The organism is Arthrobacter sp. BF1, assembly GCF_056680215.1.
In genome coordinates, this window is sequence record NZ_CM155271.1 from 2,832,467 (window position 1) to 2,857,744 (window position 25,278).

Annotated in this window: 26 protein-coding genes and 1 riboswitch; of the genes, 10 read left to right on the forward strand and 16 right to left on the reverse strand. The window is 66.4% G+C overall.

The window, feature by feature from the left end:
- Window positions 1-44: 44 nt before the first annotated feature.
- On the reverse strand, window positions 45-461 hold the full coding sequence (locus AC1MCD_RS13215; RefSeq protein WP_498672612.1) for an MGMT family protein: 417 nt from the start codon (window positions 459-461) through the stop codon (window positions 45-47).
- 63 nt (window positions 462-524) lie between these two features.
- On the opposite strand from AC1MCD_RS13215, the gene AC1MCD_RS13220 reads away from it, so the two are divergent.
- The 4 genes from AC1MCD_RS13220 (at window position 525) to AC1MCD_RS13235 (ending at window position 4,006) form a co-directional block, all read left to right on the forward strand.
- Complete coding sequence (locus AC1MCD_RS13220; RefSeq protein ID WP_498672614.1) at window positions 525-1,235, forward strand: 3'-5' exonuclease; 711 nt, start codon at window positions 525-527, stop codon at window positions 1,233-1,235.
- Between the two features lie 309 nt (window positions 1,236-1,544).
- On the forward strand, window positions 1,545-2,495 hold the full coding sequence (locus AC1MCD_RS13225; RefSeq protein WP_498672615.1) for an ABC transporter substrate-binding protein: 951 nt from the start codon (window positions 1,545-1,547) through the stop codon (window positions 2,493-2,495).
- A 12-nt stretch (window positions 2,496-2,507) separates the two neighbouring features.
- On the forward strand, window positions 2,508-3,272 hold the full coding sequence (locus tag AC1MCD_RS13230) for an amino acid ABC transporter permease (protein ID WP_498672617.1): 765 nt from the start codon (window positions 2,508-2,510) through the stop codon (window positions 3,270-3,272).
- Complete coding sequence (locus AC1MCD_RS13235; RefSeq protein WP_498672619.1) at window positions 3,269-4,006, forward strand: amino acid ABC transporter ATP-binding protein; 738 nt, start codon at window positions 3,269-3,271, stop codon at window positions 4,004-4,006. Before AC1MCD_RS13230 ends, AC1MCD_RS13235 begins: the two co-directional genes overlap by 4 nt.
- Window positions 4,007-4,138: 132 nt before the next feature.
- Here the strand turns inward: AC1MCD_RS13235 and hemL are convergent, their stop codons facing one another.
- From hemL to hemE, 10 genes are all read right to left on the reverse strand, one after another.
- Entirely contained in the window at window positions 4,139-5,458 is a 1,320-nt protein-coding gene (gene hemL, locus AC1MCD_RS13240) for a glutamate-1-semialdehyde 2,1-aminomutase (protein ID WP_498672621.1), read from the reverse strand.
- Between the two features lie 74 nt (window positions 5,459-5,532).
- Complete coding sequence (locus AC1MCD_RS13245; RefSeq protein WP_498672623.1) at window positions 5,533-6,597, reverse strand: LLM class flavin-dependent oxidoreductase; 1,065 nt, start codon at window positions 6,595-6,597, stop codon at window positions 5,533-5,535.
- Window positions 6,598-6,699: 102 nt separating this feature from the next.
- On the reverse strand, window positions 6,700-7,680 hold the full coding sequence (gene hemB, locus AC1MCD_RS13250) for a porphobilinogen synthase (RefSeq protein WP_498672625.1): 981 nt from the start codon (window positions 7,678-7,680) through the stop codon (window positions 6,700-6,702).
- The gene (locus tag AC1MCD_RS13255) at window positions 7,677-8,561 is read right to left on the reverse strand and encodes a uroporphyrinogen-III synthase (RefSeq protein WP_498672627.1); all 885 of its coding nucleotides are present in this window, start codon (window positions 8,559-8,561) and stop codon (window positions 7,677-7,679) included. The genes hemB and AC1MCD_RS13255 overlap by 4 nt, the downstream gene beginning before the upstream one ends.
- Entirely contained in the window at window positions 8,548-9,546 is a 999-nt protein-coding gene (gene hemC, locus AC1MCD_RS13260) for a hydroxymethylbilane synthase (protein WP_498672629.1), read from the reverse strand. Before hemC ends, AC1MCD_RS13255 begins: the two co-directional genes overlap by 14 nt.
- Window positions 9,543-10,805, reverse strand: coding sequence for a ferrochelatase (locus AC1MCD_RS13265; protein WP_498672632.1), 1,263 nt, complete (start codon window positions 10,803-10,805; stop codon window positions 9,543-9,545). The genes hemC and AC1MCD_RS13265 overlap by 4 nt, the downstream gene beginning before the upstream one ends.
- Complete coding sequence (gene hemQ, locus AC1MCD_RS13270; RefSeq protein WP_498672634.1) at window positions 10,802-11,503, reverse strand: hydrogen peroxide-dependent heme synthase; 702 nt, start codon at window positions 11,501-11,503, stop codon at window positions 10,802-10,804. Before hemQ ends, AC1MCD_RS13265 begins: the two co-directional genes overlap by 4 nt.
- Before the next feature lie 147 nt (window positions 11,504-11,650).
- A complete protein-coding gene (locus AC1MCD_RS13275; protein WP_498672636.1) occupies window positions 11,651-11,911 on the reverse strand; it encodes a hypothetical protein in 261 nt (86 codons plus the stop codon).
- Between the two features lie 699 nt (window positions 11,912-12,610).
- A complete protein-coding gene (gene hemG, locus AC1MCD_RS13280) occupies window positions 12,611-14,068 on the reverse strand; it encodes a protoporphyrinogen oxidase (protein WP_498672638.1) in 1,458 nt (485 codons plus the stop codon).
- A gap of 4 nt (window positions 14,069-14,072) precedes the next feature.
- A complete protein-coding gene (hemE, locus tag AC1MCD_RS13285) occupies window positions 14,073-15,191 on the reverse strand; it encodes a uroporphyrinogen decarboxylase (RefSeq protein WP_498672639.1) in 1,119 nt (372 codons plus the stop codon).
- A 158-nt stretch (window positions 15,192-15,349) separates the two neighbouring features.
- Between hemE and AC1MCD_RS13290 the strand changes: the two genes are divergently transcribed.
- Complete coding sequence (locus AC1MCD_RS13290) at window positions 15,350-16,672, forward strand: glutamyl-tRNA reductase (RefSeq protein ID WP_498672641.1); 1,323 nt, start codon at window positions 15,350-15,352, stop codon at window positions 16,670-16,672.
- 160 nt (window positions 16,673-16,832) lie between these two features.
- Here the strand turns inward: AC1MCD_RS13290 and moeB are convergent, their stop codons facing one another.
- The gene (gene moeB, locus AC1MCD_RS13295; protein WP_498672644.1) at window positions 16,833-18,032 is read right to left on the reverse strand and encodes a molybdopterin-synthase adenylyltransferase MoeB; all 1,200 of its coding nucleotides are present in this window, start codon (window positions 18,030-18,032) and stop codon (window positions 16,833-16,835) included.
- 85 nt (window positions 18,033-18,117) lie between these two features.
- Here moeB and AC1MCD_RS13300 point away from each other — a divergent pair, with 85 nt between their 5' ends.
- From AC1MCD_RS13300 to AC1MCD_RS13310, 3 genes are all read left to right on the forward strand, one after another.
- A complete protein-coding gene (locus AC1MCD_RS13300; protein ID WP_498672648.1) occupies window positions 18,118-18,783 on the forward strand; it encodes a TetR/AcrR family transcriptional regulator in 666 nt (221 codons plus the stop codon).
- Window positions 18,784-18,832: 49 nt separating this feature from the next.
- On the forward strand, window positions 18,833-19,057 hold the full coding sequence (locus tag AC1MCD_RS13305) for a DUF3107 domain-containing protein (protein ID WP_498672651.1): 225 nt from the start codon (window positions 18,833-18,835) through the stop codon (window positions 19,055-19,057).
- Between the two features lie 73 nt (window positions 19,058-19,130).
- Window positions 19,131-19,433 carry a hypothetical protein gene (locus tag AC1MCD_RS13310; RefSeq protein WP_498672654.1) on the forward strand — a complete coding sequence of 101 codons (303 nt, stop codon included), beginning with the start codon at window positions 19,131-19,133 and terminating at the stop codon, window positions 19,431-19,433.
- Between the two features lie 21 nt (window positions 19,434-19,454).
- Here the strand turns inward: AC1MCD_RS13310 and AC1MCD_RS13315 are convergent, their stop codons facing one another.
- The 4 genes from AC1MCD_RS13315 to thiO form a co-directional block, all read right to left on the reverse strand.
- A complete protein-coding gene (locus AC1MCD_RS13315; protein ID WP_498672656.1) occupies window positions 19,455-20,132 on the reverse strand; it encodes a 4a-hydroxytetrahydrobiopterin dehydratase in 678 nt (225 codons plus the stop codon).
- Between the two features lie 57 nt (window positions 20,133-20,189).
- A complete protein-coding gene (locus AC1MCD_RS13320; protein ID WP_498672658.1) occupies window positions 20,190-21,005 on the reverse strand; it encodes a thiazole synthase in 816 nt (271 codons plus the stop codon).
- Between the two features lie 4 nt (window positions 21,006-21,009).
- Entirely contained in the window at window positions 21,010-21,246 is a 237-nt protein-coding gene (gene thiS / locus AC1MCD_RS13325) for a sulfur carrier protein ThiS (protein WP_498672659.1), read from the reverse strand.
- Window positions 21,243-22,565, reverse strand: coding sequence for a glycine oxidase ThiO (gene thiO, locus AC1MCD_RS13330; RefSeq protein WP_498672661.1), 1,323 nt, complete (start codon window positions 22,563-22,565; stop codon window positions 21,243-21,245). Before thiO ends, thiS begins: the two co-directional genes overlap by 4 nt.
- Window positions 22,558-22,677, reverse strand: a riboswitch (TPP riboswitch). Its footprint overlaps the gene before it by 8 nt.
- Before the next feature lie 27 nt (window positions 22,678-22,704).
- Between thiO and thiE the strand changes: the two genes are divergently transcribed.
- On the forward strand, window positions 22,705-23,439 hold the full coding sequence (gene thiE / locus AC1MCD_RS13335; protein ID WP_498672662.1) for a thiamine phosphate synthase: 735 nt from the start codon (window positions 22,705-22,707) through the stop codon (window positions 23,437-23,439).
- 84 nt (window positions 23,440-23,523) lie between these two features.
- Entirely contained in the window at window positions 23,524-25,026 is a 1,503-nt protein-coding gene (locus tag AC1MCD_RS13340) for an RNB domain-containing ribonuclease (RefSeq protein ID WP_498672664.1), read from the forward strand.
- Window positions 25,027-25,278: the final 252 nt, after the last annotated feature.

Here is a 25,278-nt window from a genome sequence, read left to right on the forward strand (position 1 = left end):
GGCACCGGAGTACTCTGCGGGATCAAGATCGGGAATTGTTAGGGTCACACAGACATTCCATCATCAGCCACTGACAATCTGTGCAGCAGCAGCTCCAGGCCCTCGGCAATCGCATCGATCCTGTCGAAATCGTCCTCGACCGGTGCCCAGCGCGCCGCCATCAGGTCAACCCGCCAGCGGCCTTCGCCGGTGCGGAGATAGTCTTCAGGGCGGCCCAGGAGGGGCGTGCCCTCCAGCAGGTAATGGCGGAGGGCTTCTGCTTCATGCCCGTCCGGACCATGCCCGCTGGACTTGAGGATCCGCCACCACGGGACGGAACTGCCGTAGTGGCTCATCACGCGGCCAATCTGGCGGGGACCGCCGGATCCCAGCAACTCGGCCACATCGCCGTAGGCCAGTGCGGTCCCGGACGGAACCAGCTCGACCACCGCCAGCACCGCCTCGACGTACTCAATCCGCATGGATCCAGACTAGCCGCAGTGGCGGTGCCGGATCCTGTCGGTGCCGGCCGGTAGCGTTGAAGCATGACCACCTGGAACACCCTTCCCCGCGCAGCCTTCGACCTCGAAACCACTGGACGGAATTCGCGTGCAGCGCGCATTGTCACTGCTTCGGTGACTGTGGTGGACCACCAGGGGGACGTGATCAAGGAACACGAATGGCTTGCCGATCCGGGTATTGAGATCCCCGCCGAGGCCAGCGACGTTCACGGCATCACCACCGAGCAGGCACGCCGCGAGGGGCGTCCGGCTCACGAAGTGGCCGGCGAGCTCGCCACCGTTTTGCAGGAACTCTTCGACGCCGGCGTCCCGGTCATCGCCTTCAACGCCAGTTACGACTTCACGGTCCTGGCCGCGGAATCCGCCCGCTACGGTGTCCGGCAGCTCACCCGGTTCCCCGTCCTTGACCCGTACATCATGAACAAACAGGTTGACCGCTACCGCAAGGGCAAACGCACGCTGACAGCGCTCTGCGAGGAGTATGGCATCAACCTGGACAACGCCCACACGTCGGCGGCGGACGCCCTGGCCACGCTCCGGATGCTTGATGCCATGACCATCAAATTCCCCAAGCTTAAGATGCCGGCCAGCCAGCTGCACGCACTTCAGAAGGACTGGGCCGTGAGCCAGGCGGCCGACTTCCAGAGTTACCTGCGCAAGACCAAACCCGCCGCCGTCATCGAAGGCGAATGGCCGGTCCTGCCACCGGAAGACGCCAGCCGCGGCGACTTCTAGCTGAGAGCTAACTCACTAATGCGCGAGGGCCGCCTGCCAGCCGCTGACAGAACGCTGCAATTCGGCGTCACGGGATACACCCGTTCACCTAAAGTTCATGAGCAGATGCGGGCAGCCATAAATTCGGCAAGCTCCACTTAGGAGGTGCACTAATTCGCCTGAATGGATGGAAACCGGGGAATGAGATGATTAAGTTCCGCGGTAATCCCGTCCCGGCCGGTCGGCAATCTGGGAGCAAGGCTCCAGGCGCCACACGCGCAGCCTTTTCGGCCCGGTTGAACGAATGACTCAGATGAAAGTGACTACCTCATGAAGACTAAAGCCATGAAGTGGCTGACCACGGCTCCTGTAGCAGTGGCTCTGGCTGTCTCGCTGGCCGCGTGCGGTTCCGGCACAGCCCAGCCCAGCGGTACTCCCACAGACGCCCTGGCCGGCAGCGACCAGCAGACGCTGGACAAGTACACCACCGCCGAGGTCACTCCGGTCGACAAGATCGACAAGACCAAGCTCGGCCTCATCACCGACGGCACCCTGCGTGTCGGTACCCTCTCAGATGCTCCCCCGAACATTTTCATTGATCCCGCCGGCAAGTTCACCGGCTATGACAATGAACTCCTGCGGGCCGTGGGCGACAAACTGGGCCTCAAGGTCGAGTTCGCCTCCACTGATTTCTCCGCGTTGCTCTCCCAGGTTAAGAACAAGCAGTTCGATGTGGGCTCCTCCTCGATCTCCACCACGGATAAGCGACGCGAGACCGTTGGCTTCACCAACGGCTACGACTTCGGCTACATGGCCGTCGTGACCAAGAGCGACGCCAAGGTCAAGGGCTTCGCCGACCTCAAAGACGGCGTCCGCATCGGCGTCGTCCAGGGCACCGTCCAGGACGACTACGTGACCAACACCCTCAAGCTCGAGCCGGTCCGTTTCCCTGATTACAACACCGTGTACGCCAACGTGAAGAGCGGCCAGGTGGACGCTTGGGTGGCTCCGTCCCAGCAGGCCACCGGCCAGGTCAAGGAGGGCGACAACACCAAGATCGCCGAAAAGGTCGTCAACACCCAGAACTTCACCGCCTGGGCAGTGAACAAGGACAACCAGCCGCTGATCGATGCCCTCAATTCCGGCCTAGACGCTGTGATCGCTGATGGCACGTGGACCAAGCTCACTGCCCAGTGGTACACCGACCGCCCGACCGCTGCAGAGCAGACTCCGCAGGGCTGGAAGCCGGGCAGCAAGGCCGTCCAGGTTACCGCGAAGTAACCGGCGCGTTTCGTGGATTTCCTCACACTGCTCTCTGATACCTTCCTGGACTGGAAGGCGATAGGCGAAGTTCTGCCCAAGATGTTTGCCGTCGGGCTGCCAAACACGCTCGTTTTGGCCGTCACGTCGGGCGTCATCGGGACGGTACTCGGCATGGTGCTTGCCCTCATGGGGATCTCCCGGAATGCCGCCGCCCGCTGGATTGCACGCATCTACACCGATGTCCTGCGCGGGCTGCCACCCATCCTGACCATCCTGGTGATCGGGCTTGGCTTCGGACCGATTTTCCGTCAAATCACCGGATCCAGCAGCCCTTATCCGATGGCTATCGCTGCACTGTCCCTGATGTCGGCCGCTTACATCGGCGAGATCTTCCGCTCCGGGATTCAGAGTGTCGATAAGGGGCAACTCGAGGCCACCCGCGCCTTAGGCTTTGGATACGGCCCTGCCATGCGCTTGGTCGTCGTGCCCCAAGGTGTCCGGCGTGTCCTACCGGCGCTGGTCAACCAGTTCATTGCCCTGATCAAGGAGTCGTCCTTGGTCTTTATGCTCGGCCTCCTGGCCACGGAACGCGAAATCTTCCAGATCGGCAAGGACGCGGCGTCCAACAGCGGAAATCTTTCACCGTACGTGGCGGCCGCGGTTTTCTATCTGGCGCTCACCGTCCCATTGACGCACTTCGTGAACTGGATCGACCGCCGCCTGCGCTCGGGCCGGCCGGAGAAGAAGGAACCGGACGAGGCAGCCGCCGTCGTCGGAAAGGGAGCCCAGGCATGAGCGAATTCGTTTCCGGAACGCTGACAGCCCAGAACATCCACCTGGCTTTCGGGTCAAACCGGGTCCTGCGCGGCATAGATCTGCACGTCGAGAAGGGCACCACGGCTTCCGTGATTGGGCCCTCCGGCTCGGGCAAATCCACGCTCCTGCGCGTCATGAACCGCCTCATTGAGCCCGAGCAGGGTGACATTTTGCTGGACGGCCGTTCGGTGCTCAAGGACAATCCGGATGAACTGCGGCGGCGGATCGGCATGGTCTTCCAGCAGTTCAATTTGTTTCCGCACAAAACCGTGGTGGAGAACGTCTCCCTGGCGCTGCGGAAGCTGCGCGGGATGTCCAAGGATCAGGCCCGCGCCGAAGCCTTGGAGCAGCTGGACCTGGTGGGCCTGAAGCACAAGGCTGATGCTCGGCCGGCAAACCTTTCCGGCGGCCAGATGCAGCGCGTAGCAATCGCCCGCGCGTTGGCCATGAAGCCCGAGGTGATGTTTTTTGATGAGGCCACTTCCGCCCTGGACCCTGAGCTGGTCAAGGGCGTCCTGGCGCTCATGACAGACCTCGCCAAGGGCGGCATGACCATGGTGGTGGTGACCCATGAGATGGGCTTCTCCCGCAACGTTTCAGACACCGTGACATTCATGGATGCAGGCGTGGTGGTCGAATCGGGTCCGCCCGAGCAGATCTTCACGGCGCCTGCGACGGACCGCCTGAAGGGCTTCCTCTCGGACGTGCTCTAGGCGCACCGGCCTCCAGGCGTACCGACAGAAAATCCCCGTCTCCCGGACATTTCCCCCCTCGCATGAGGCGGGGTTTTGTCCGGGGAGCGGGGATTTCCGGTTTAACCGCGGAAACAGCGCCCGACGGCGGCGCTACGCCTTCGCGGCTGCGGCAGCTTTGGCGGCGGCTGGCAGGGCATCGAAGATCCGGTTCATGGCGGTGTCGTCGTGGGCCGCCGAGAGGAACCAGGCTTCGAAGACGGACGGCGGCAGGTAAACGCCGGAGTCCAGCATGGAGTGGAAGAACGGTGCGTACCGGAAGGTTTCCTGGGCCTGGGCATCCGCGTAGTTGTGGACGCCGTGGGCCGACGTCCCGAAGGCCACCGAGAAAAGGTTCCCGGCGAACTGGATGGAGTGGTCCACCCCGGCATTGTCGAGGGCCGAGGACAACGCTGACGACAGCTCCAGTGAGCGGACGTCCACAAAAGAGTAGACATCGCGAGTGGCGTGCGTCAGGGTGGCCACCCCGGCTGCCATGGCCACGGGGTTACCGGAGAGTGTCCCGGCCTGGTACACCGGGCCGAGGGGTGCCAGGTAGTCCATGACGTCGGCACGCCCGGCGAGGGCCGCCGTCGGCATGCCGCCGCCGATGACCTTGCCGAAGGTGAGCAGGTCCGGGGTCCACGGGTCGGCGGCGTCCGGCGCGCCGCCGGTCAGGCCCCAGTATCCGGAGTAGCCGGTGCGGAAGCCCGTCAGAACCTCGTCCAGGATCAGCAGGGCGCCGTGCTCGCGGGTGATCCGGGACAGCCCCAGGTTGAAGCCCTCCCCCGGGGTGACAACGCCCATGTTGGCAGGGGCGGCCTCGGTGATGACGGCAGCGATGTTGGGCCCGTGCGCGGCGAACGCGGCCTCCACGGCGGCGAGGTCGTTGTAGGGCAGCACCAGCGTTTCGGCGGCGGTGGCTTCGGTAACGCCTGCCGAGCCCGGCAGCGCCAGGGTGGCCACACCGGATCCGGCCGCAGCCAGCAGCCCGTCAAGGTGGCCGTGGTAGCAACCGGCGAACTTGATGATGAGGTTGCGGCCGGTGAAACCGCGGGCCAGCCGGACGGCCGTCATAGTCGCCTCGGTCCCGGTGGAGACCATGCGGACCCGCTCGGCGGCCGGCACGCGCTCCTGCACGAGGGCTGCCAGGTTTGCTTCGTCGGGCGTCGAAGCGCCGAAGGACAGGCCCCGGTCAACGGCCGCGTGGACAGCCTCCAGCACTGCCGGGTGGGCGTGGCCGAGGAGGGCCGGGCCCCAGGAGCAGACCAGGTCCACGTACTCGGTGCCGTCCGCATCCGTCAGGTACGGACCCTTGGCGGAAACCATGAATCTCGGCGTCCCGCCCACCGAGCCAAAGGCGCGGACGGGCGAGTTGACGCCACCGGGCATCAGGGTCTGGGCACGGGCGAAGAGGGCATCGGAACGAGTCATGCCCCTATTCTCCCATCCCCGCCACGGTGCCCGGAGCCCGCGCCATGCGCGGGCGCCGGAGCCGAAAACAGGCCTCAGCTATCGGCAAGCCTGTCTGCGACGAGAGGCGCCACTTTGGCACCGAACAGTTCGATCGAGCGCATCATCTGAGCGTGGGGCAGAGTGCCGCTGCTGTACTTCATCTCGAAGCGGTCAGCGCCGAGGGTGCCCTTGAGCCTGACCACCTTCGCGGCCACCGTTTCCGGTGAACCGATGAACAGGGCGCCGTCGTCGTCGGCCGCGGCTTCAAACTCGCCGCGCCCGGCCGGGCCCCAGCCACGCTCCGCTCCAAGCTTGTTCCGCACTGCGAGCCAATGCGGGTAGTACTCCTCGAGGGCTTGCTCGTCGGTGTCGGCCACATATCCCGGCGAGTGTACGGACAGCGCCTGCGGTTCCTTTCCAGCCTCGGCAAGGGTGCGCCTGTACATGTCCGCATAGGGACGGAAGCGCTCCGGCTCACCCCCGATGATCGCCAGGACCATCGGGTAGCCGTAGGAAGCGGTGCGGACCACGGACTGGGGCGAGCCGCCCACGCCAATCCAGGTGGGAAGCAGGCGGCCCTCCACGTGCGGGTAGACCATCTGGCCCCGGAGGCTGGCTCGGGTGCGGCCGTCCCAGTTCACCGGGTTCTGGGAGCGAACGCGGTCGTAGAGGTCCAGTTTTTCCTCAAACAGGATGTCGTAATCGGCAAGGTCCTGGCCGAACAGCGGGAAGGATTCCGTGAAGGAACCCCGTCCCAGGATCACTTCGGCCCGGCCGTTGGAGATGGCGTCGAGCGTGGCGAAGCGCTGGAAAACTCGGATGGGATCATCCGAACTCAGCACCGTGACGGCACTGCCGAGCCGGATGTTTTCGGTGGCGGTGGCGATGGCTGCCAGGACCACATCCGGAGCGCTGACAGCGAAGTCCTTGCGGTGGTGCTCCCCCACGCCAAAGGAGTGAAGGCCGACGGCGTCCGCCACCTTGGCCTGCTGCACCACCTGTCGCAGCACTTGCGCGTGGTGCTTGGGTGCCCCGTCGGCTGCCAGATCGACGTCACCGAATGTACTGACACCAAGCAGGATGGTGTCCGCCGGGACAGGGGCGGTGGGGTTGCCCATGGTTGAAGGAGTGGTTGCGGGAAGCTCACTATTTTCATGCATACGCATACAAACGACCGGACGTCCGGAAACATTCCCCGCGGCGTCAGGAGTCCTTGAGCGTCAGGACTCCTTGAGCCAGCCTGCGAGTTCAGAGGCCCAGTACGTCAGCACAGTATTGGCACCCGCCCGTTTGATGCCGAGGACGGATTCGGTGATGGCAGCGCGCCGGTCGATCCAGCCGTTCGCGGCCGCAGCCTCGATCATCGAGTACTCGCCCGAGATCTGGTAGGCCGAGACCGGCACAGGGCTCATCGCGGCGACGTCCGCCAGAATGTCCAGGTAGCTCATGGCCGGCTTAACCATGACCATATCGGCGCCTTCTTCAAGGTCCAGTTCCATCTCAAGGATGGCTTCGCGGCGGTTGGCGGCATCCATCTGGTAGGTGCGGCGGTCGCCCTTGAGCTGGGAGTCCACAGCTTCCCGGAAAGGGCCGTAGAACGCGGACGCGTACTTGGCGGCGTAGGCCATAATGACCGTGTTCTTGTGGCCGGACTCCTCGAGGGCCTGGCGGATCACGGCGATCTGGCCGTCCATCATGCCGGAGGGGCCAAGGACGTGGGCACCTGCATCGGCCTGGGCCACAGCCATCTGGCCGTAAATTTCCAGCGTGGCGTCGTTGTCCACGTAGCCTTCGGCGTCCAGGACACCGCAGTGGCCGTGGTCGGTGAATTCGTCCAGGCAGACGTCGCCCATGACCACCAGGTCATCGCCCACCTCGGCCCTGACGTCACGGATGGCCTTGTTGAGGACGCCGTCCGGGTCCAGGGAGGCGGTGCCGCGGGCATCGCGCACGGCAGGAACGCCGAACAGCATGATGCCGCCGACGCCCAGTTCCACGGCCTCAGCCGCGGCGCGACGGAGGGACTCGGTGGTGTGCTGAACCACGCCCGGCATGGACGTGATGGGTGCCGGTTCGCTGAGGCCTTCGCGGATGAACGCGGGCAGGATCAGGTCCGCCGGCGCCAGACGGTACTCGGCGGTGAGCCGGCGCATGGCCGGGGTGGTGCGTAGGCGGCGGGGGCGGTGGTTCGGAAAGCTCACTGGGTGTTCCCTTCGTTGGCGAATACGGTGCCCAGGGCGGCCACAATACCGTCCGGGGTGGGTACTTTGGCGGTGGCGGCCACCGGGATGCCCAGCACGGCAGCTTCTGCCGCCGTCGGACGCCCAATGGCGATGAAACGGCACCCGCCCAGCGGGAGCAGGGCCGCGGCAATGCGGCGGGCGGCACTGGGCGAGGCAGCCACGACGGCGTCGATCATCCCGTCGTCGAGCTCCCTCCTGGCCTGCGGCGGGCTCAGCTCCAGCGGCGCCGCCTGGGTGGGTCTACCGACGGCGGGCGGCAGTTCCGCTGCCAGACGGCGTTCCGGCCGGGCCGGTAAATCCACGGTGTGGTAGGCCACGACGGAGGTCACGTCGGCGCCCGCGGCGGCAAGCCCTTCGCGCAACCCGGGTGCAGCGATGTCAGCTTGCGGCAGCAGCACGCGTTGCCGGGCTGCGGTCCAGAGACCCACCAGCCCCTCGGCAGACTGGTTGTCCTCCGGGGCAAGCGCCACAGGAATGCCCACGGCTTCCAGCACCTGCTTTGAGGACGGTCCGATCGTAGCCACCCGCGTTCCGGCCGGCAACAGGGCGGCCGGCGTGGTGCCCCGCTGGGCCGCCTTTTCCACGAGCACGCGCACCGTGGTGATGCTGCTGATGACAAGCCAGTCGAAGGCTCCGGCCGCCAGGTCATCCAGGGCGGCGTCAAGCGCCGGCTGGTCTGTGGCCCGTTCGAAGTCGATGAGCGGCAGGATCAGGGGTTCGGCGCCCAGGCTGCTGAGCAGCGAGGCCAGCGGCCGGGCACGGTCGGCGCTCCGGGTGATCAGGACGCGCCTGCCACCCAGAGCCGCCAGGTTTCCGGCCAGGGCGTCAGGATGCGGCAAGGTCCGCGATCTCCGCGGCGCCGGCGGCGAGCAGGAGCTCGGCCACCTCGATGCCGAGCAGCGTGGCGCCAACCTCGGTGAGCCCGTCCGTCGCCTTCTTTTCGCGCACGATCCTGGTCCCGTCCACGGCACACACCGCCGCCTCAAGGTACAGCATGCTGCCTTTGCGGGAGGCGAAGGCGCCTACCGGGGCGGCGCAGCCCGCTTCGAGGCGGGCCAGCACGGCTCGTTCGGCGGTCACAGCGAGGCGGGTGTCCTCATCATTGAGCGCAGCCAAGGCCTGGGCCAGGACACCCTGGGATCCTTCGGTGGAACCGGCTTGGCGCGGGGCGTCAGCCGTCCTGCATTCAATGGCCAGCGATCCCTGTCCGGGCGCGGGGAGCATAACGTCCATCTCGAAGAATTCGCTGACGGTGTCCAGCCGGCCGATGCGTTCCAGGCCGGCGGCTGCCAGTACCACGGCGTCCAGGTCACAGGACTTCCCGGGCACAATGGCGTCCGTCGCGTTGCCGGGCAGGCCGGGCACGCGGCCAAGGCGCGTATCTACATTGCCGCGGATGTCCTGCACATCAAGGTCCGGACGGGCGGCACGCAACTGGGCGGCACGGCGCGGTGAGCCGGTGCCCACCTTGGCTCCCTGCGGCAGGTCGGCCAGTTTGAGTCCGTCGCGCGCACACAGCACATCGCGCACATCCACCCGCTTGGGCGTCGCCGCGATGGTCAGGCCAAGTGCGGCGCCCGTGGGAAGGTCCTTGAGCGAGTGCACGGCAACATCGCAGGTCTCCTGCAACAGCGCATCGCGCAGGGCCGCGACAAAGACCCCGGTGCCGCCCATCTGGGACAGTGATCCGGTTTTGACGTCGCCCTCGGTGGTGATGCGGACGAGTTCCACCGGGAAGCCTCCAACGGCGGCCAGCTGGTCAGCCGTCTGCTGGGTCTGGGTCAGGGCGAGTTTGCTGGCCCGTGTTCCGATCCTTACGGTCACAGTTTGCCTTCTCCCCCGGCAGCGCCTGCGCCTGCCGGGTACTCGTCATGCCCGGTGCCCACGGTGGTGTCGGCTCCGGCGATGGTCGGCTTTTCGCCGCGGAAATTGGCACAGCAGCCGGGCCGGCAGACGTCGTACCACGGGCCCAAAGCTGTCAGTGCGGGCCTGTTACTGATGTTATTGGCCCGCGTACGTTCAGAAATGAGGTCCACCAGGCCGTTCACGAACTTCCGGTGGGTGCCGGGCGTCGGAACGCGCGTCGCGGCAAGCCCCAGGTTGCGGCAGGTCTCCATGGCTTCAGTGTCCAGGTCCCACACCACCTCCATGTGGTCGCTGACGAAGCCCAGCGGGACGATGACGATGCCCTTGATGCCCTGGCCCGACAGTTCCTCGATGGCGTCGTTGATGTCGGGCTCGAGCCACGGCACATGGGGGGCTCCGGAGCGCGACTGGTAGACCAGCGACCACGGCGCGGTCAGGCCGGACTCGGCCTTGACCCTGTCGATGACGGCCGCGGCCGTTGCCAGGTGCTGGGCCACGTAGGCCGAGCCTTCCTCGAACTCCCGGGGTTCAGCCTCGGACCTTCCGGCTGCTTCAGCATCGCGGGTGGGGATGGAGTGCGTGGCAAAGACGATGTGCACGGGGGCGTCCGGCGTGCCGGCCGCGGCGAGCTGGGCGCGGACATCCGCAAGCCCGGCAGCGGTGCCTTCAATGAAGGGTTCCACGAAGCCCGGGTGGTCGAAGTACTGGCGTACCTTGTCCACCTCCAGCCGGCCGTCGAGCCCGGTCTCCGTCAGTGCTACGCCGATGTCCTCGCGGTACTGGCGGCAGCTGGAGTAACAGGAGTAGGCACTTGTGGTGACCATGAGCAATTTGCGGTGGCCGGCGTCGTACGCGTCCTGCAGGGTCTGCGGAAGGTAAGGGTCCCAGTTGCGGTTGCCCCACAGCACCGGAAGGCTGATGCCGCGCGCCGCGAACTCGGCTTCGAGGGAGGCCTTGAGCTCGCGGTTCTGCTGGTTGATGGGGCTGATGCCGCCGTTGGCCCGGTAGTGGTGGGATACCTCTTCAAGCCGCTCGTCCGGGATGCCGCGGCCGCGGGTGACGTTGCGCAGGAAGGGAAGGACGTCGTCCTGGCCCTCGGGTCCGCCAAAGGAGGCGAGGAGGACAGCGTCATATTCCTTGGGAGCCATGCGGCCCGCCTCGGTGACCGGATTAATCGTGGTCACCGGCGAGCCGTTTTGGGGATCAGAACCGGTCATGCGAGGACCTCTGCGACCTCGGCAGAGGTGACGCGGCGGCCGGTGTAGAACGGAATTTCCTCCCGGACGTGGTTGCGTGCCTCGGTGGAACGCAGGTGCCGCATCAGGTCGACCAGGTCAACCAGCTCGGGGGCCTCGAGGCCCAGGATCCATTCCCAGTCGCCCAGGGCGAAGGAGGAAACCGTGTTGGAGATGACCTGCGGGAAGTCCCGGCCCAGCAGGCCGTGATCGCGGAGCATCTTGCCGCGCTCCGCCTCGGGGAGGATGTACCACTCGTAGGACCGCACGAAGGGATAGACGCACAGCCACTCGGCCGGCGCCACGCCACGGGAGTAGGCCGGGGTGTGGTTCTTGGCGAATTCGGCTTCGCGGTGCACGCCCATGGCCGACCAGACGATCTCGGTGCCGGCAAACAGTTTGCTGCGGCGGATGTCGCGGATGGCCTTCTGGAGGTCTTCGGGCTTGGGGCCGTGGAGCCACACCATCACGTCGGCATCGGCGCGCATGGCAGAGACGTCATAGCTGCCGCGGTGGGTCACCCCGGCGTCGGCCAGCCGGGAGAGCAGAGCGTCGAAGTCGGCTGCAGCGTCAGCGCTGCGCACGAGCTCCTCGGAGCGTTTGAAAACCGTCCAGAGAGTGAAGAACTGCTCGGCTGATTCTTCGGTTTTAGTGACAGATTCGACAGAAGTGTGGCTCATGCTTACCAGTTTGCCCGTTCCGTCCGTCCAAGTCGAAACCAGCGACTTCTACAGGCCGTAGAAGTGTGCAATTTCACACTTAGACCGGCCGGGCAGAGACCGAAGATCTGCCGGGACCCCTTGGGGCGACTCTCCCGCACGGCCAGGTCAGAACTTGCGGATCCTGGCAAACAGGAGGCCCGCGGCCCCGGCCGAACCCACCAGGCCGACGCCGAGCCAAACTTTGGTCGTTTCCGCTGCGGGTCCGGCGGCGGTCATCTCGTGGCGGGCGGACGGCGCCCCCGCAGCAGTGGGATGTCCGGCGGTCTGCGTGGAGCCGGTACCGCCGGCTCCGGCTGTGGTTTGGGTCGCTGTGGGTGCCCCGCCTTGGGCGGCGTCGGACTGACGGGAGACTTGTCCCCCGGACACTGGCGGCTCTGTTCCCGGCGCAGCAGGTTGGCCGGCGGTCCCTGGACCAGTTCCGTCAGCAGCTGAACCGTTTCGCGGATTCTCGGACGAGGACGGCGCCGCAGTGCTTTGGGCAGCGGGACTCTGGGAGGCAGTGCCTCGGGAAGGGGCGCCTTGGGTGGGAACAGTTGCCGGCGAGGTCGGAGAGGCCGGTGAGGGGGCCACTGGAGTGGGGGTCGGGGACTGGGTGGCCGGGTCCGATGGCCGGGCCGGGCCTGAGGACGCGGCACCGGTCGGTGTGCTGCCGGCCGGGGCCGGGCTAGCGGGGGCCGGGCTGGACGAAACCGGGGTTGGTTCGGCTGGTGCGGTGCGGGCGTTGGAAGGGCCGGCCGAACTGCCCTGCAGGTCCTTCAGCACACCCCCGATGACGGAATCGTTCTTGGGTCCTTTGGCCTGTGCAGGTTTACCGGCGTCACTCTTTCCGTCGGCCGCCTGGGAGGCAGGGACCCCTGCAGAAAACACCAGTATCGCTCCGAGGGCCGCTGCCGCCGCACCACGCCGAAGCCCCCCATGGATACTGGTCCTGGAACGGGAAGCCTGGGACCTGTAAATAACCATAGTCATCGACCCTAGCCACACGATCGGACGGATTGGAAACCGGAAATCCATACGGTCAAGGGGGCGCCCATGGGCCGATATTCCGCTGAACAGGGGCGATGATCAGCGGACGAGGGCGCGGATCTCTTTCCGTGTGTCGAACACAACAGCAGCGAGTCCGTTGCCGGCAACCCAGCCGCCCACAACACTGAGTCCGTCTTCCGCCGAGCAGATGCGGCGTATTTCCGCCACCCGCGCTTTGTGGCCAACCGCTGCGAACGGCAGCGCACCCTGCCATCGGACCACGTCCCAGCCCACCACGTCCTTAGCTTGCACAGGCACCTCCAACAGAGTGGAAGCGTCCCGCAGGGCTGCGGCCAGCAGATCGGGGTCTGTGAGAGGCGCGGAATCAACCCGCGTGGAATCCGCGGCCGGAGAGCCATCAGCCGGAACACTCTCCAGGCGCCCATACGAGAGTCGGAGCACGTGGGTGCCGGGCCCGGCTGCGGCAGCCAGCCAGTCCCACTTCGCAGTGGCGTGGGTCAGCGCTTTTGCCTCGATGCCCGGTGTCTGCGGTGCCACCAGGACGCCGGTGCCGCGTGGTCTGAGGTCCAGTTCAGGCAGGTCCACCACCAGTGTGACGAGGCGGACGTCGGGTCCGTGCTCCGGGCTCCGTCCCGCGAGGGCGGGCACCGCCTGTTGAAGCAGCCCGACGGCGGCCGGGCCCGGAAGCGCCACTATCAGCAGGCCGCCGTCGTACGCTGACTCACCGGCGGTGACGCGCCAGCCGTCCTCGGTGCGCTCCACGGCACTCGCAGTGGAGTCGCTGAGCAGGATAACGCCGCGCCCCTGCAGATCGTTGAGCAGCGCGGTGACCAGGGTGTGCATGCCGTTTTCAAGACCGGCGACGGCGGAACCAGCCTTCGCTGCCGCAGGTCCGCCGGTGCTGCGGCGCTGGGCAGCCACTGCGGCCGCCAGCGAACCGTGTGTCCTGATCCCGGCGCGCAGTCCGGGGGCCACCATGTCCACGTCCAGGAGGCCAGGGTCTGCGGAGTGCACTCCGCCCACCACGGGGGCAACCAGCCGCTCCAGCACGCGGCGGCCCATCCGTGTCCGCACCAGGGCCGAGACGCTGGTGACCTCCGTTGAAGCGCCAACGCGGGCCGGCAGGTACTTGTCCAAAGACGCCCGCAGCGAGCCAACAAAGCCAAGGGAACGGCGGACTTCCGGATCCCACGGGTTGGCGGGGATGCCCAGGACGCCGGTCTTGGGCAGTTCGCGGGGGCCGTCTGGAAGCTGCACCCAGGCTCCGCCCGGGCGGGGGGCAACAATCTTGCCGGCGAGCCCGAGCTCAGCGGCGAGGTCGGCCACGGCTGTGGAGCGCGTCGCGAACGACTCCGCGCCGCTGTCCAGGGTAAGGCCGGCCACCACGTGGCTGCCCACGCAACCGCCCCAGGTGGCTGTCGCCTCCAGTACCGTCACTGCGTGGCCTGCAGCAGCCAACTCCCGTGCTGCCAACAGGCCGGAGATGCCACCCCCCAGAACGATTGCGGTCCGGGCCGGCGTCAAGGAACTGCCCACGCGCCTACTCCGGGGAGATGGAGTGGATGAGTTCGACGACCCTGGTGAGCACCGTGGCGTCGGTTTCCGGCGGCACCCCGTGGCCAAGGTTCAACACGTGCCCCGGGGCCGAAGAGCCCGCTGCGATGACCTCGCGTACGTGCGCCTCGAGAACATCCCACGGGGCGGACAGCAACGCCGGGTCAATGTTTCCCTGCAGCGGCACGGTTCCGCCCAGACGGCGGTTCGCCTCGTCCAGCGGCAGGCGGTAGTCAACGCCCACCACATCCACTCCGACGTCGCGCATGGCAACCAGGAGTTCGGAGGTGCCGGTGCCGAAGTGGATCAGCGGGGCGCCGAGGTGGCGGACGTGGTCCAGGGCCCGGGTGGAGGCCGGTGCAACGTGTTTGGTGTAGTCGGCCAGGCCCAGCGACCCTGCCCACGAATCAAAGAGCTGGCCGGCGGACGCGCCGGCTTCGAGCTGTGCCCGAAGGAACAGCCCTGACGCATCTGCAGCCCAGTTGGCCAGCGCAGCCCAAGTCTCCGGGTCCGCGTGCATCATGGTGCGCGGGCCCAGGTGGTCACGGGACGGCTTGCCCTCAACCATGTAGGCGGCAAGCGTAAACGGCGCACCTGCGAACCCGATCAGCGGAGTCTTACCCAGTTCGGCCACGGTCAGGCGGACTGCTTCGCGGATGGGCTCCAGCGCCTCCCAGGTCAGCTGTGGCAGGGCCGCTACGTCCGCCGCGGTGCGGACCGGCTTATCCAGCACCGGGCCCACACCGGGAACAATGTCCACTCCAATGCCTGCGAGCTTCAACGGGATCACAATGTCGGAGAAGAAGATGGCCGCGTCCACGTCATGGCGACGCACGGGCTGAAGCGTGATCTCGGAGGCGAGTTCCGGCCGCAGGCACGAATCGAGCATGGCCACGCCTTCGCGAACCTTCAGGTACTCCGGAAGGGAGCGGCCGGCCTGGCGCATGAACCACACGGGACGCCGCGACGGCTTGCCGCCCCGGTATGCGGTGATCAGCGGGGAATCGGCGGTGCGGCCATCCATCAGCGGGTGGCTGGCGGCAAGGGCACCCTCGTTAGACAGGGCGTTAGACACGGCGTTGGACGCGGCGGAGCTGGAAGTCATGCCTCTGATTGTGCCCAAAAACGGACCTAAAACATAACGGACAGCCTGTCAAGTGCGGCATGCTCCAAAGCAGCGTGGCGCGAATCACGGGCTTCCTGCCCGGGAACTGCGCCCCGGGTTGTTCTACCGCGCCACGAAAAAGCTATGATTGACCTGCTGTGGTTCTTTTCTCATTGGTGGCTACACACGCCGACATCGATCTTGAGACCGTTGCTCAACTGAGCAGCGGTGCTTCAGGGATAGCAACATCCGCACTCTCCGGATCGCCGGCAGTGACGGGTGCGGTGGTCCTTGCCACCTGCAACCGGTACGAAATCTACGGTGAAGCGCCCAACGCCGATGACGTGGAGGCTGCCAGGGCAGCCCTCGTGTCGGAGATCAGCGGCTTGAGCGGACTCAACGAACAGCTCGTCTCCCGCTCCTTCAGCACACGCACCGGCCCCGAAGTCAGCCAGCACCTTTTCGCCGTCAGCGCCGGACTTGATTCCGCCGTGGTGGGCGAGCGCGAAATCGCCGGGCAGGTCCGCCGGGCACTGATCAACGCCCAGCACGAGGGCACTGCCAGCGCCGGCCTGGTCCGGCTGTTCCAGGCCGCGTCCAAGACGGCCAAGGATGTTGGCGCCCAGACCGCCCTCGGATCGCGTGGCCTGTCCATCGTCTCGGTGGCCCTGGACCTCGCCACTGATTTGTCCGAGAACCCCGACTGGTCCGGCAAGAAAGTTGTCCTGTTCGGCACCGGCGCCTACGCCGGGGCCACCATGGCGCTGCTGCGCGAACGCGGATGCACGGACATCTCGGTCTTCTCCTCCTCAGGACGCGCTGAGGCCTTCGTCGCCAGCCGCGGCGGAACGGCGCTGGACGCTGAGACCCTCCCGCCCGCGGTAGCCGCGGCCGATGTGATGATTGGCTGCAGCGGATCGGACACCCGCGTTGAAGCCGGTGAACTTGCCCAGGTCCGCGCCGGGTCTCCCCAGCCGCTGATTGCCATCGACCTCGCCCTGACTCATGATTTTGACCCGGAAGTGGGCCAGCTCGAAGGCGTTGAGCTGCTCACGCTCGAATCCGTGCGTTTGGCTGCCCCGCAGGAGCAGGCCGAGTCCCTGACCCAGGCCAGTGGCATTGTGGCCGGCGCCGCCAAGGCCTTCGAACAGGAACGCGAAGTCCGTTCCGTGGACTCCGCCATTGTTGCGCTGCGCCGGCACACCATGAACGTCCTTGACGCCGAGATGGAGCGGGTCCGTGCCCGCCACGGCTGTACCGCAGCCGCCGAGGAAGTGGAGTTCGCGCTCCGCCGCATGGTCAAGCAGTTGCTGCACGTGCCCACAGTCCGTGCCCGCGAGCTGGCGGCGAACGGCCAGCAGGACGACTACGTTTCGGCGCTCGAAACCCTCTACGGCATTACCGTGGAGCAGCCCGCCGCCGCGTCCCAGGCCGAGTGCCCCGTCCCCGCAGCGGAGCGCCGCGGAACCGCAACCGCCTAACCCCCCAGCAACGCTCTCTCACTTAACGCGGGTTTTCCAACGACGCTCTCTCACTTAATGCGGCTAAAACGGACGACGCTCTCTCACTTTCTTCAGGAAAGTGAGAGAGCGTCGTCCAAAATGCCGCATTAAGTGAGAGAGCGTTGTGCTGGGCAATCGCCTAGTAGACGGGCTTCTGCGGCTCCACGTCCCGCACCCAGGCCAGGATCCCGCCGTCGAGATGGCTGACCCGGTGGTAGCCGGCCTTCCGCGCAGCGTCCAGAACGTTTGCCGACCGCGTCCCGGCCTTGCAGTGGAACACAATGTCCTTGTCCTGCGGCAGTTCCGCCCAGGCCTCCCCGGCCAGGATCCTGCCCTGCGGAATCAGCACCGAGCCGTCGATGCTGACGATGTCGTGTTCGCCGGTCTCCCTGACGTCCACCAGCTCGAAGTCCTTCAGGCCGGCCTTGCGCGAGGCCAGCATCGTTGCCAGCTGGGTTGCCGTTACGGTGTGCTCCGTGTCTGCGGAAACGTCGGGGGTGATTCCGCAGAAGGCCTCGTAGTCGGTCAGTTCCGTAATGGGCTCAGCGGCCGGATCCTTGGACACGCGAATCTCGCGCCAGCTGCCACCGAGCGCATCGAAGAGTGCCACGCGGCCAAGCAGTGAACGCCCGACGCCGGTAATCAGCTTGACTGCCTCCGTCACCATGAGTGACCCCACGGCGGCGCACAGCATTCCAAAGACGCCGCCCTCACCGCAGGAGGGAACGGATCCGGCCGGCGGGGCCTCAGGGTAAAGGTCCCGGTAGGTGGGGCCGTGCTTTTCCCAGAAGACGCTCACCTGGCCGTCGAAGCGGAAGATCGACCCCCAGACATACGGTTTGCCGAGGATGGCCGCTGCATCATTGACCAGGTAGCGGGTGGCGAAGTTGTCCGCCCCGTCCAGGATGAGGTCGTAGTCCGCGAACAGCTCCAGCGCGTTGGAGGCGTGGAGCCTGACGTTGTGCAACCGGACGTCCACCAGCGGGTTCAGCGCCGCGACGGCATCCCGGGCGGATTCAATCTTCGGGCGGCCCACATCGGCCACGCCGTGGATCACCTGCCGCTGCAGGTTGCTCAGGTCAACGGCATCGTCGTCGATGATTCCCAAGGTCCCCACCCCGGCGGCTGCCAAGTACAGCAGGGCGGGTGAACCCAGTCCACCGGCGCCGATAACCAGCACTTTGGCGTTCTTCAGCCGCCGCTGCCCCACCGCACCGATTTCCGGAATGATGAGGTGCCGCGAGTACCGTTCCACCTCGGCCGGGGTCAGCTCGCCGGCGGGCTCCACCAGCGGCTTAAGTGAGACAGTGGAATCATTTGCGGTCAAAGTCGAAGCCATACCTCAATGTATGCCCCAAGATAGCGCCCGGTCATATTACCGCGCAGTATTGTGTAAGTAACGGCAAGGGAAAGTAGGGGAAACTGTGGCGCATGAAGCACAGGCTGACCGGGCGTCCGGCGGGGAACCGCCCGCACCTCAACGCACGGCGGGGCAGCGGTCCGCCCGGCTTCCCCGGGATGAGCGCCGGGCGCAGCTCCTCGCGGCGGCGCAGGAGGTCTTCGTCGCCAACGGCTACCACGGCGCCGCCATGGATGAGATCGCTGAAACAGCCCACGTGAGCAAGCCCGTGCTGTACCAGCACTTCCCGTCCAAGCGTGAGCTCTACCTTGCGCTGCTGGACACCCATCTCACCTCCCTGACTGACCTGATGCTCGGCGCCCTGAACTCCACTTCGGACAATGATGAACGTGTCCAGGCCGTCATGCGCGCGTATTACCGCTTCATCGCCAGCGACGACCAGGCGCACCGCCTGGTCTTCGAATCGGACCTCATAAACGATCCCGATGTCAGTTCCCGGCTGGAAACGTTCAACAAGACATTCGCGGACGCCGTCGCCCGCGTTATTGCCGAGGACACCAAACTCCCCCACCTGGAGGCGCAGCTGCTGGGACGAGGACTGGCCGGAATGGCGCAGGTCAGCGCGCGCTACTGGCTTGAAACGGACGGGAACCTGGACCTCGATGTCGCCAGCGACCTCATTTACCGTTTAGCTTGGCGCGGAATCTCGCGCTTCCCTAAAGAGTCCTAGACTACAAATAGAGAACCGAAGAAAACTTTGATTGGCTGGGAGGCCCCTTTTGGAAATTAAGATTGGCATTCAGAATATTGGCCGCGAAATCGTGCTGGAATCGGCAGAGGACGCTGACGCCGTAGCAAAGGTCGTTGAAGAAGCCATCACCAAGGGCACCGACCTCCGCCTCAAGGATGACAAGGGTCGCATCATCATTGTTCCGGGCAACGCGCTGGGCTACGTGGAGATCGGCGCCGAAGAAGCCCGCAAGGTCGGTTTCGGCCAGTTCTAAGCCACGAGCTGTAGTACACAAGCAGGGATCCACTACCGGGGGCGGTGGGTCCCTGCATTCCGAAGGAGATTCCATGCTTTCGCTGACCATCGTTGTCCTGGTCACCGCTGCCGCGGGCTTCATTGTCTGGGCCAATGACCGCCGCCATGCCAGGTACGGTGTGGGGCTGCCCGCCGGGGTAGCCGTCGCCGTGGGTGCGCTCAGCTGGATCATCTTCATAACGGCAGGCTTTGGCTACAGGCCGGGCCTGACCTGGATCCCTTGGATCCTGCCAATGGCCCTGGGCGCAGCGGCAGCCGTCGGGGCGGTCATCTACCTCGGCCGGATCCGCGAACGCCACGACATCCTGCGGCTCACCAAAGCCCTGAAGTTGTAGCCAACAGGGCAGCAACCCCTGTCAGCCGCCTGACGATGACTCGGGTCGGTGGCCTACCTCCGTGCACACGCACAGCCGGTTTCCCTGTGCGTCCGTGACCACCACCCAGTCGGGTGCGTGCTCATGGTTCATTAAGGCCCCGGTTGCCGTGGCCTTCGCCAGGACGGGCCCCGATTCGGCAAGACTCCAGTGCACGTCAACGTGGAGCCTGCCGCTGTTGGGCGTCCCTGTTTCCTGGAACCAGATGCTCGGTCCGCGGCCGTAAGGATCCACCAGGTCACCGCCCGCGCCCTCCTTATAGCCCAGTGCCACCCGCCACACCTCGGCGATTTCCGCCGGGTCCGGGGTGTCGATGCCCAGCTCCACTGTCCTGAACAGTCCCGGCTGGGCAGTGGCCCCTGCCGCGGCGGCCGCTTCTGTGGCTGCCGCAGCCGCCGCGGCGTCCCGCTCAGTGACTTCGCCGCCGGCCTCGTGGGAGGTGTAGCGAATGAACACCCTGTTATACCGCCAGTCGAGATCGGGATGGTGATTCTGTTCTTCCGCGAAACGCCCGACGGCGGCAATCAGCTCAAGCGCGGCGGCCGCCGTCGGCGCTTTATAGACCGTGACGAGCCCGCCCAGCCGGTACCGCCAGTCGGGCAGCACGGCCAGGACGGAGTCGAGCCGTTCGCGGGTAAGGACGTCATTGTTGCCGGACACAGCGGACTCCTCGGTTCGTTCCGTGAGCCGTCCCGGCGGGCGGCGGCGGGTGCCGGTCTAGAGGAACTCAGCCCGGTTTTCCATCGCCGAAGACGCCAAGGCGTGCTCGCGGCGCGGTATCCTGCCGGCCGCTTTCGCCAGCCTACCGGCGATGACGGCGTGCTTGAAGGCTTCGCCCATGAGTGCCGGGTTCTGGGCGCGCGTCACGGCCGTGGCCAGCAGAACAGCATCGCAGCCCAATTCCATGGCCAGTGCCGCGTCCGACGCCGTGCCGATGCCTGCGTCCAGCACCACGGGAACGGAAGCGCGCGAGACGATCAGCTCGATGTTGTGCGGGTTGAGGATCCCCAGGCCTGTGCCGATCGGCGCCCCGAGCGGCATGACCGCGGTGGCACCCAGGTTCTCCAGCCGCAAGGCCAGCACGGGATCATCGTTCGTGTAGGCGAACACTTTGAAGCCCCGGTTCACGAGCTGTTCAGTGGCGTCCACAAGCTCGACGGCGTCCGGCAGTAGGGTCTGTTCGTCGGCGATGACCTCCAGCTTGACCCAGTCCGTTTCCAGGGCTTCGCGGGCCAGTTCGGCCGTCATGACGGCGTCCCTTGCAGTGAAGCAGCCGGCGGTGTTGGGCAGGACCCGGATTCCATGGTCCACCAGGAGCTGGAAGAGGGAGCCGGACTCGGCGGGCGAGTACCGCCTCATCGCCACGGTAGTGAGCTCCGTTCCGGACGCCAGCAGGGCGGCCCCCAATCCGTCCAGACTGGGGGCGCCGCCGGTGCCCATGATGAGGCGGGAGCCCAGCTCGACGCCGTCGATGACAAGCGGGTCGGTGTCCGCCGAGGTGGTGCCGGTGCTTAAGTCGTTAATGACTGTCATGGTGTCAGCCTCCCTGGACTGCGGTGACCAGTTCCACGCTGTCACCATCGGCGAGCGCCGTGACGAACCACTGGCTGCGCGGTACTACTTCTGAGTTGCGGGCAACGGCGACGCCAAGTTTCTGCCCGTCTGTGGCCTGGCCGTTGGCGGCGAGGGGACGGCCGGTGATCTGGCTGACCAGGGTGGTGATGGAGGCGTCGCTCGGCACGGCATGGGGCGAGCCGTTGAGGGTGATCTTCATGCTGTTTCCTTCGTGAATTGAAACGCGGCTGGGGGCTGGCTGGAAAACCTGTCCGGGTTGAGGGCCTGCCATCGCGGATCTTCTTTGCCGTCCAGCAGGTCGCGGCAGATGACTGCCGCTGCCGGAGCCAGCAGCACGCCGTGACGGTAGAAGCCGGTGGCAATGATCAGTCCCGGAACGGTTCCTGAGCCAGGAGCGGGGACCCGGCCCAGCAGGGGCGCGTTGTCCGGAGTCGCGGGACGCGCCCTGGTGGTGCATTCGAGGAGCTCCAGCTCGGCGACGGCGGGCAGCAGGACCTGCGCGTCACGCAGCAACTGGTACACGCCGCCTGCGGAGACGGCCCGTCCCGCGCCGACCATATCTCCCGCTGGGGGCAATGCGTCCTCACGCTGGGTTGCGCCGATCACCACCGTGCCGTCCTGCCGGGGAACGATATAAACCGGCACGCCATGGACCAGGCCGCGGACTGTGGACGTCACCAACGGACGCAGGTGCCGGGGAACACCGAGCCGCAGGATGTCGCCGTAGACGGGCCTCAGCGGCAGCTGCATCCCGCCCGGCAGGCTCCCCAGGGCAGCCGCCGAAAGGCCGTTGGCCACGATGGTCTCCCCCGCCAGGACTGTTCCGCCACTGGCCAGTTTCACCCCGCTGACCCGGCCGTCCTCCCAGAGAAGCGCGGCGGCGCGGTGACCAACGGCGAACCCTTGCCGGGCGCCAACCACGGCGGTGCCCGCGTCCGAATCGTGGCCGGCCAGGACTTCCCGCAACGATGCGACCAGCCTCCGCGGGTCCACCTGATGGTCCGCCGGGATCTCCAGGGCACAGGAAATGGCCGGACTGAGCAGCGGCTCCTTGCCTCTCGCTTCCCGGACCGTCAGCGTCTCCACCAGCAGTCCGTTGGCCTGCTGGACGGCCCTGAGGTCCATGAGCGCGCGGCGGTCCGCTGCGTCGGCACCGACGGCGAGGGTCGGCGTCGTCAGGTAGCCAAAATCCCCTGCCCCCGCCCGTGCAAGGGTCGCCGCGAAGGCAGGCCAAAGGTTCGAGGACTCGAGCATCAGCTCCAGGAGGCCTTCCTCCTGGTAGTGCAGCTCGCTGACGGGCGCGAGCATTCCAGCGGCCGCCCAGCTGGCCCCTGAACCCGGTTCGTCATCGATCACCACCACGGAGCGGCCGGAGAGCCGTGCCTCCCAGGCGATGCAGTGGCCAATGACTCCGCCACCGATCACCGCCACATCGGCGTGCAGGACGGGACTGTTCACTCCGCTGCCCGCGGCAGTGTCAGATGTGCTGGCGGGCGCGCCGCCGGATGGGGGGACCATGTGTTTCCTTCCCTACGCCGGTACTAGCCGGATCAGGTCAAGCGGTCGGCTCTCATGCCCTCTCAGCCCTGCCGCTTTATGACGGCTGCGACGGGCTCCCGCAGTACTCGCCCAGTTTAGGGGAACTATGGTGGTTTCCATGAACGTGTCCTCCAGCCCCAGCATCCTCCCCAGCACCACTGTCCAGGAGTCCGGCGGCGGCCTGCCCCACAGCGCCAGGCTGTACCTGTGTACTGATGCACGCCGCGACCGCGGGGACTTTGCTGAGTTCGTGGACGCGGCGTTTGCCGGTGGCGTGGACATCATCCAGCTCCGCGACAAGGCCATCGAGGCCGCCGAGGAGCTGGAACTACTGACGGTCCTTCAGGCGGCCGCAGCCCGCCACGGACGGCTCTGGGCAGTCAATGACCGCGCCGACATCGCCATGCTGTCCGGCGCGCCGGTCTTCCACGTCGGCCAGAAGGACCTTCCCGTGGCCTCCGCACGAACCCTGCTGGGGGCCGGCGCCGTGGTGGGGCTTTCCACCCACACCACGGAACAGATCGAGGGCGCCATCCGGCTGTCGTCATCGGTGACTGCCGACGACGGTCTCGACTACTTCTGTGTGGGACCGGTGTGGGCCACCCCCACCAAACCCGGCCGGGCCGCCGTCGGCCTTGACCTCGTTCGATATGCGGCGGACGCCGTCGCTGCCTCCGGAACCCAAGCCGCGCTCCCCTGGTTTGCAATCGGCGGGATCGGCCTGGACAACGTTGAGCAGGTTGTGGCGGCAGGCGCCAGCAGGATCGTTGTGGTTCGCGCCATTACCGAGGCCTCTGATCCGGCAGCAGCTGCCGCGGCCCTCCTGGCCGCCTTGGACGCCGGCGCTGCCTGAGAATCGAGCGCGCAACTCCTGAGATCCCGCGCGCAGCGGGGCGGGGCGTGCGCGATCCCGCGAAATCGAGCTAACCTGACTTTTGTGTCCCATCATCGGTTGGCCCCCAACGTCCATGAGAAGAACAACGCCCTCGCAGCAGCCCTGAGTGCCCTGCGGACTGAACTGGAACTGCCCGGGCCTTACCCGGCCGAGGCGGTCCGGGACGCCGAGGCGGCCGTGGCCGCTCATCAGCTGCCGGCCGCTGACCTCACGGACGTTGAGTTCCTGACCATCGATCCGGCATCGTCCACGGACCTTGACCAGGCACTGTTCATCGAGCGTTCCGGCGAGGGCTACCGGGTGCTATACGCCATCGCCGACGTGCCCTCGTTTGTCCGCCCCGGCGGCAATCTGGACGCCGAAACCCGCCGCCGCGGCCAGACGTTCTACGCCCCGGACGGCCGGATCCCGCTGCACCCCGAGGTCATCAGCGAGGAGGCGGGCAGCCTCCTGGCCGATCAGCTGTGCGCGGCGTTTGTCTGGGAATTCGGGCTCGACGACGCCGCCCACGTTGGCAGCGTGTCCGTCCGGCGGGCCACCATCCGCAGCCGGTCCAAGTTGGACTACAAGGGCGTCCAGGCCGAGATCGACGCCGGCACAGCCAACCCCGTGCTGCAGCTCCTGAAGGAAGTGGGCCTCAAACGCGTTGAACTGGAACGCCAGCGCGGCGGCGCCAGCCTGAACATGCCGGAGCAGGAAATCGTCCAACTGCCCGACGGCGGCTACCGGATTGCGGCGGCGCCCCAGCTTCCGGTGGAGGACTGGAACGCCCAGATTTCGCTGATGACCGGAATGGCGGCCGCGGACATGATGCTGGCGGGGAAGGTCGGCATCCTGCGCACCATGCCCGCCCCGGACGAGCGCTCCCTCCGTCATTTCCGGCTCCAGACTGTGGCCCTCGGCAAGCCGTGGGACGGGAAAACCAGCTACGGCGAGTACCTTCGCAGCCTCGACCCCACCGAGCCCCGCCAACTGGCCATCCTGCATTCCGCAGGCATGCTGTTCCGCGGAGCAAGCTACACGGCGTTTGACGGCACCGTCCCCGAAGCTGCCATCCAGTCGGCCATCGGTGCGGCCTATGCCCACACCACGGCGCCCCTCCGGCGGCTCATCGACAGGTTTGTGCTGGTGATCTGCGAAGCCCTGAGCAACGGCAAGCCGGTCCCCGGCTGGGCGCGGGAAGCCCTGCCCACCCTGCCGGAAATCATGGCCGCATCCGACCAGCTGGCAAGCCGGATGGAACGCATGGCACTGGACACCGTGGAAGCTGCCCTCCTGGTCAACCACATCGGCCAGGAGTTTGATGCGATTGTCATTTCCGGGTCCAAGCCGCAGAAAGACAACGGCAACGGCGCCAAAAACGGGAACGGCGGGAAGAACGGGAACGGGAAGAACGGCAACGGCCCCTCGGGTATCGTCCAGATCGCCGAGCCGGCCGTGACAGCCCGGTGCGCCGGCGACCTGGAATCCGGTACCACGGTGCGGGTGCGCCTGATCTCCTCCGATATCGCCGCCCGTGAGGTCCACTTCGAGCTTCTGGCCTGAGTTGCCTGCCCGTGCGTCAAGGGCCAAAAGCCGGGATTCGGGGTCCGTACGGCTAGACTGAAGAAGTAGATATGGATGCCCGGTCGTTGATTTCCTTGATTTTGAATTCAACAAGCCCGCCCCTACGCGATCTTGAGACAGACCCGCTGGTCACCAGTGCCAGCATTTAGATAGCCCGCGATCGGCTTCCACTGGATTTGCTTGCGCGCCCGAGCGTGCTCCGGAGCGGCCATGTTGGCCGGCCCGTTGAGC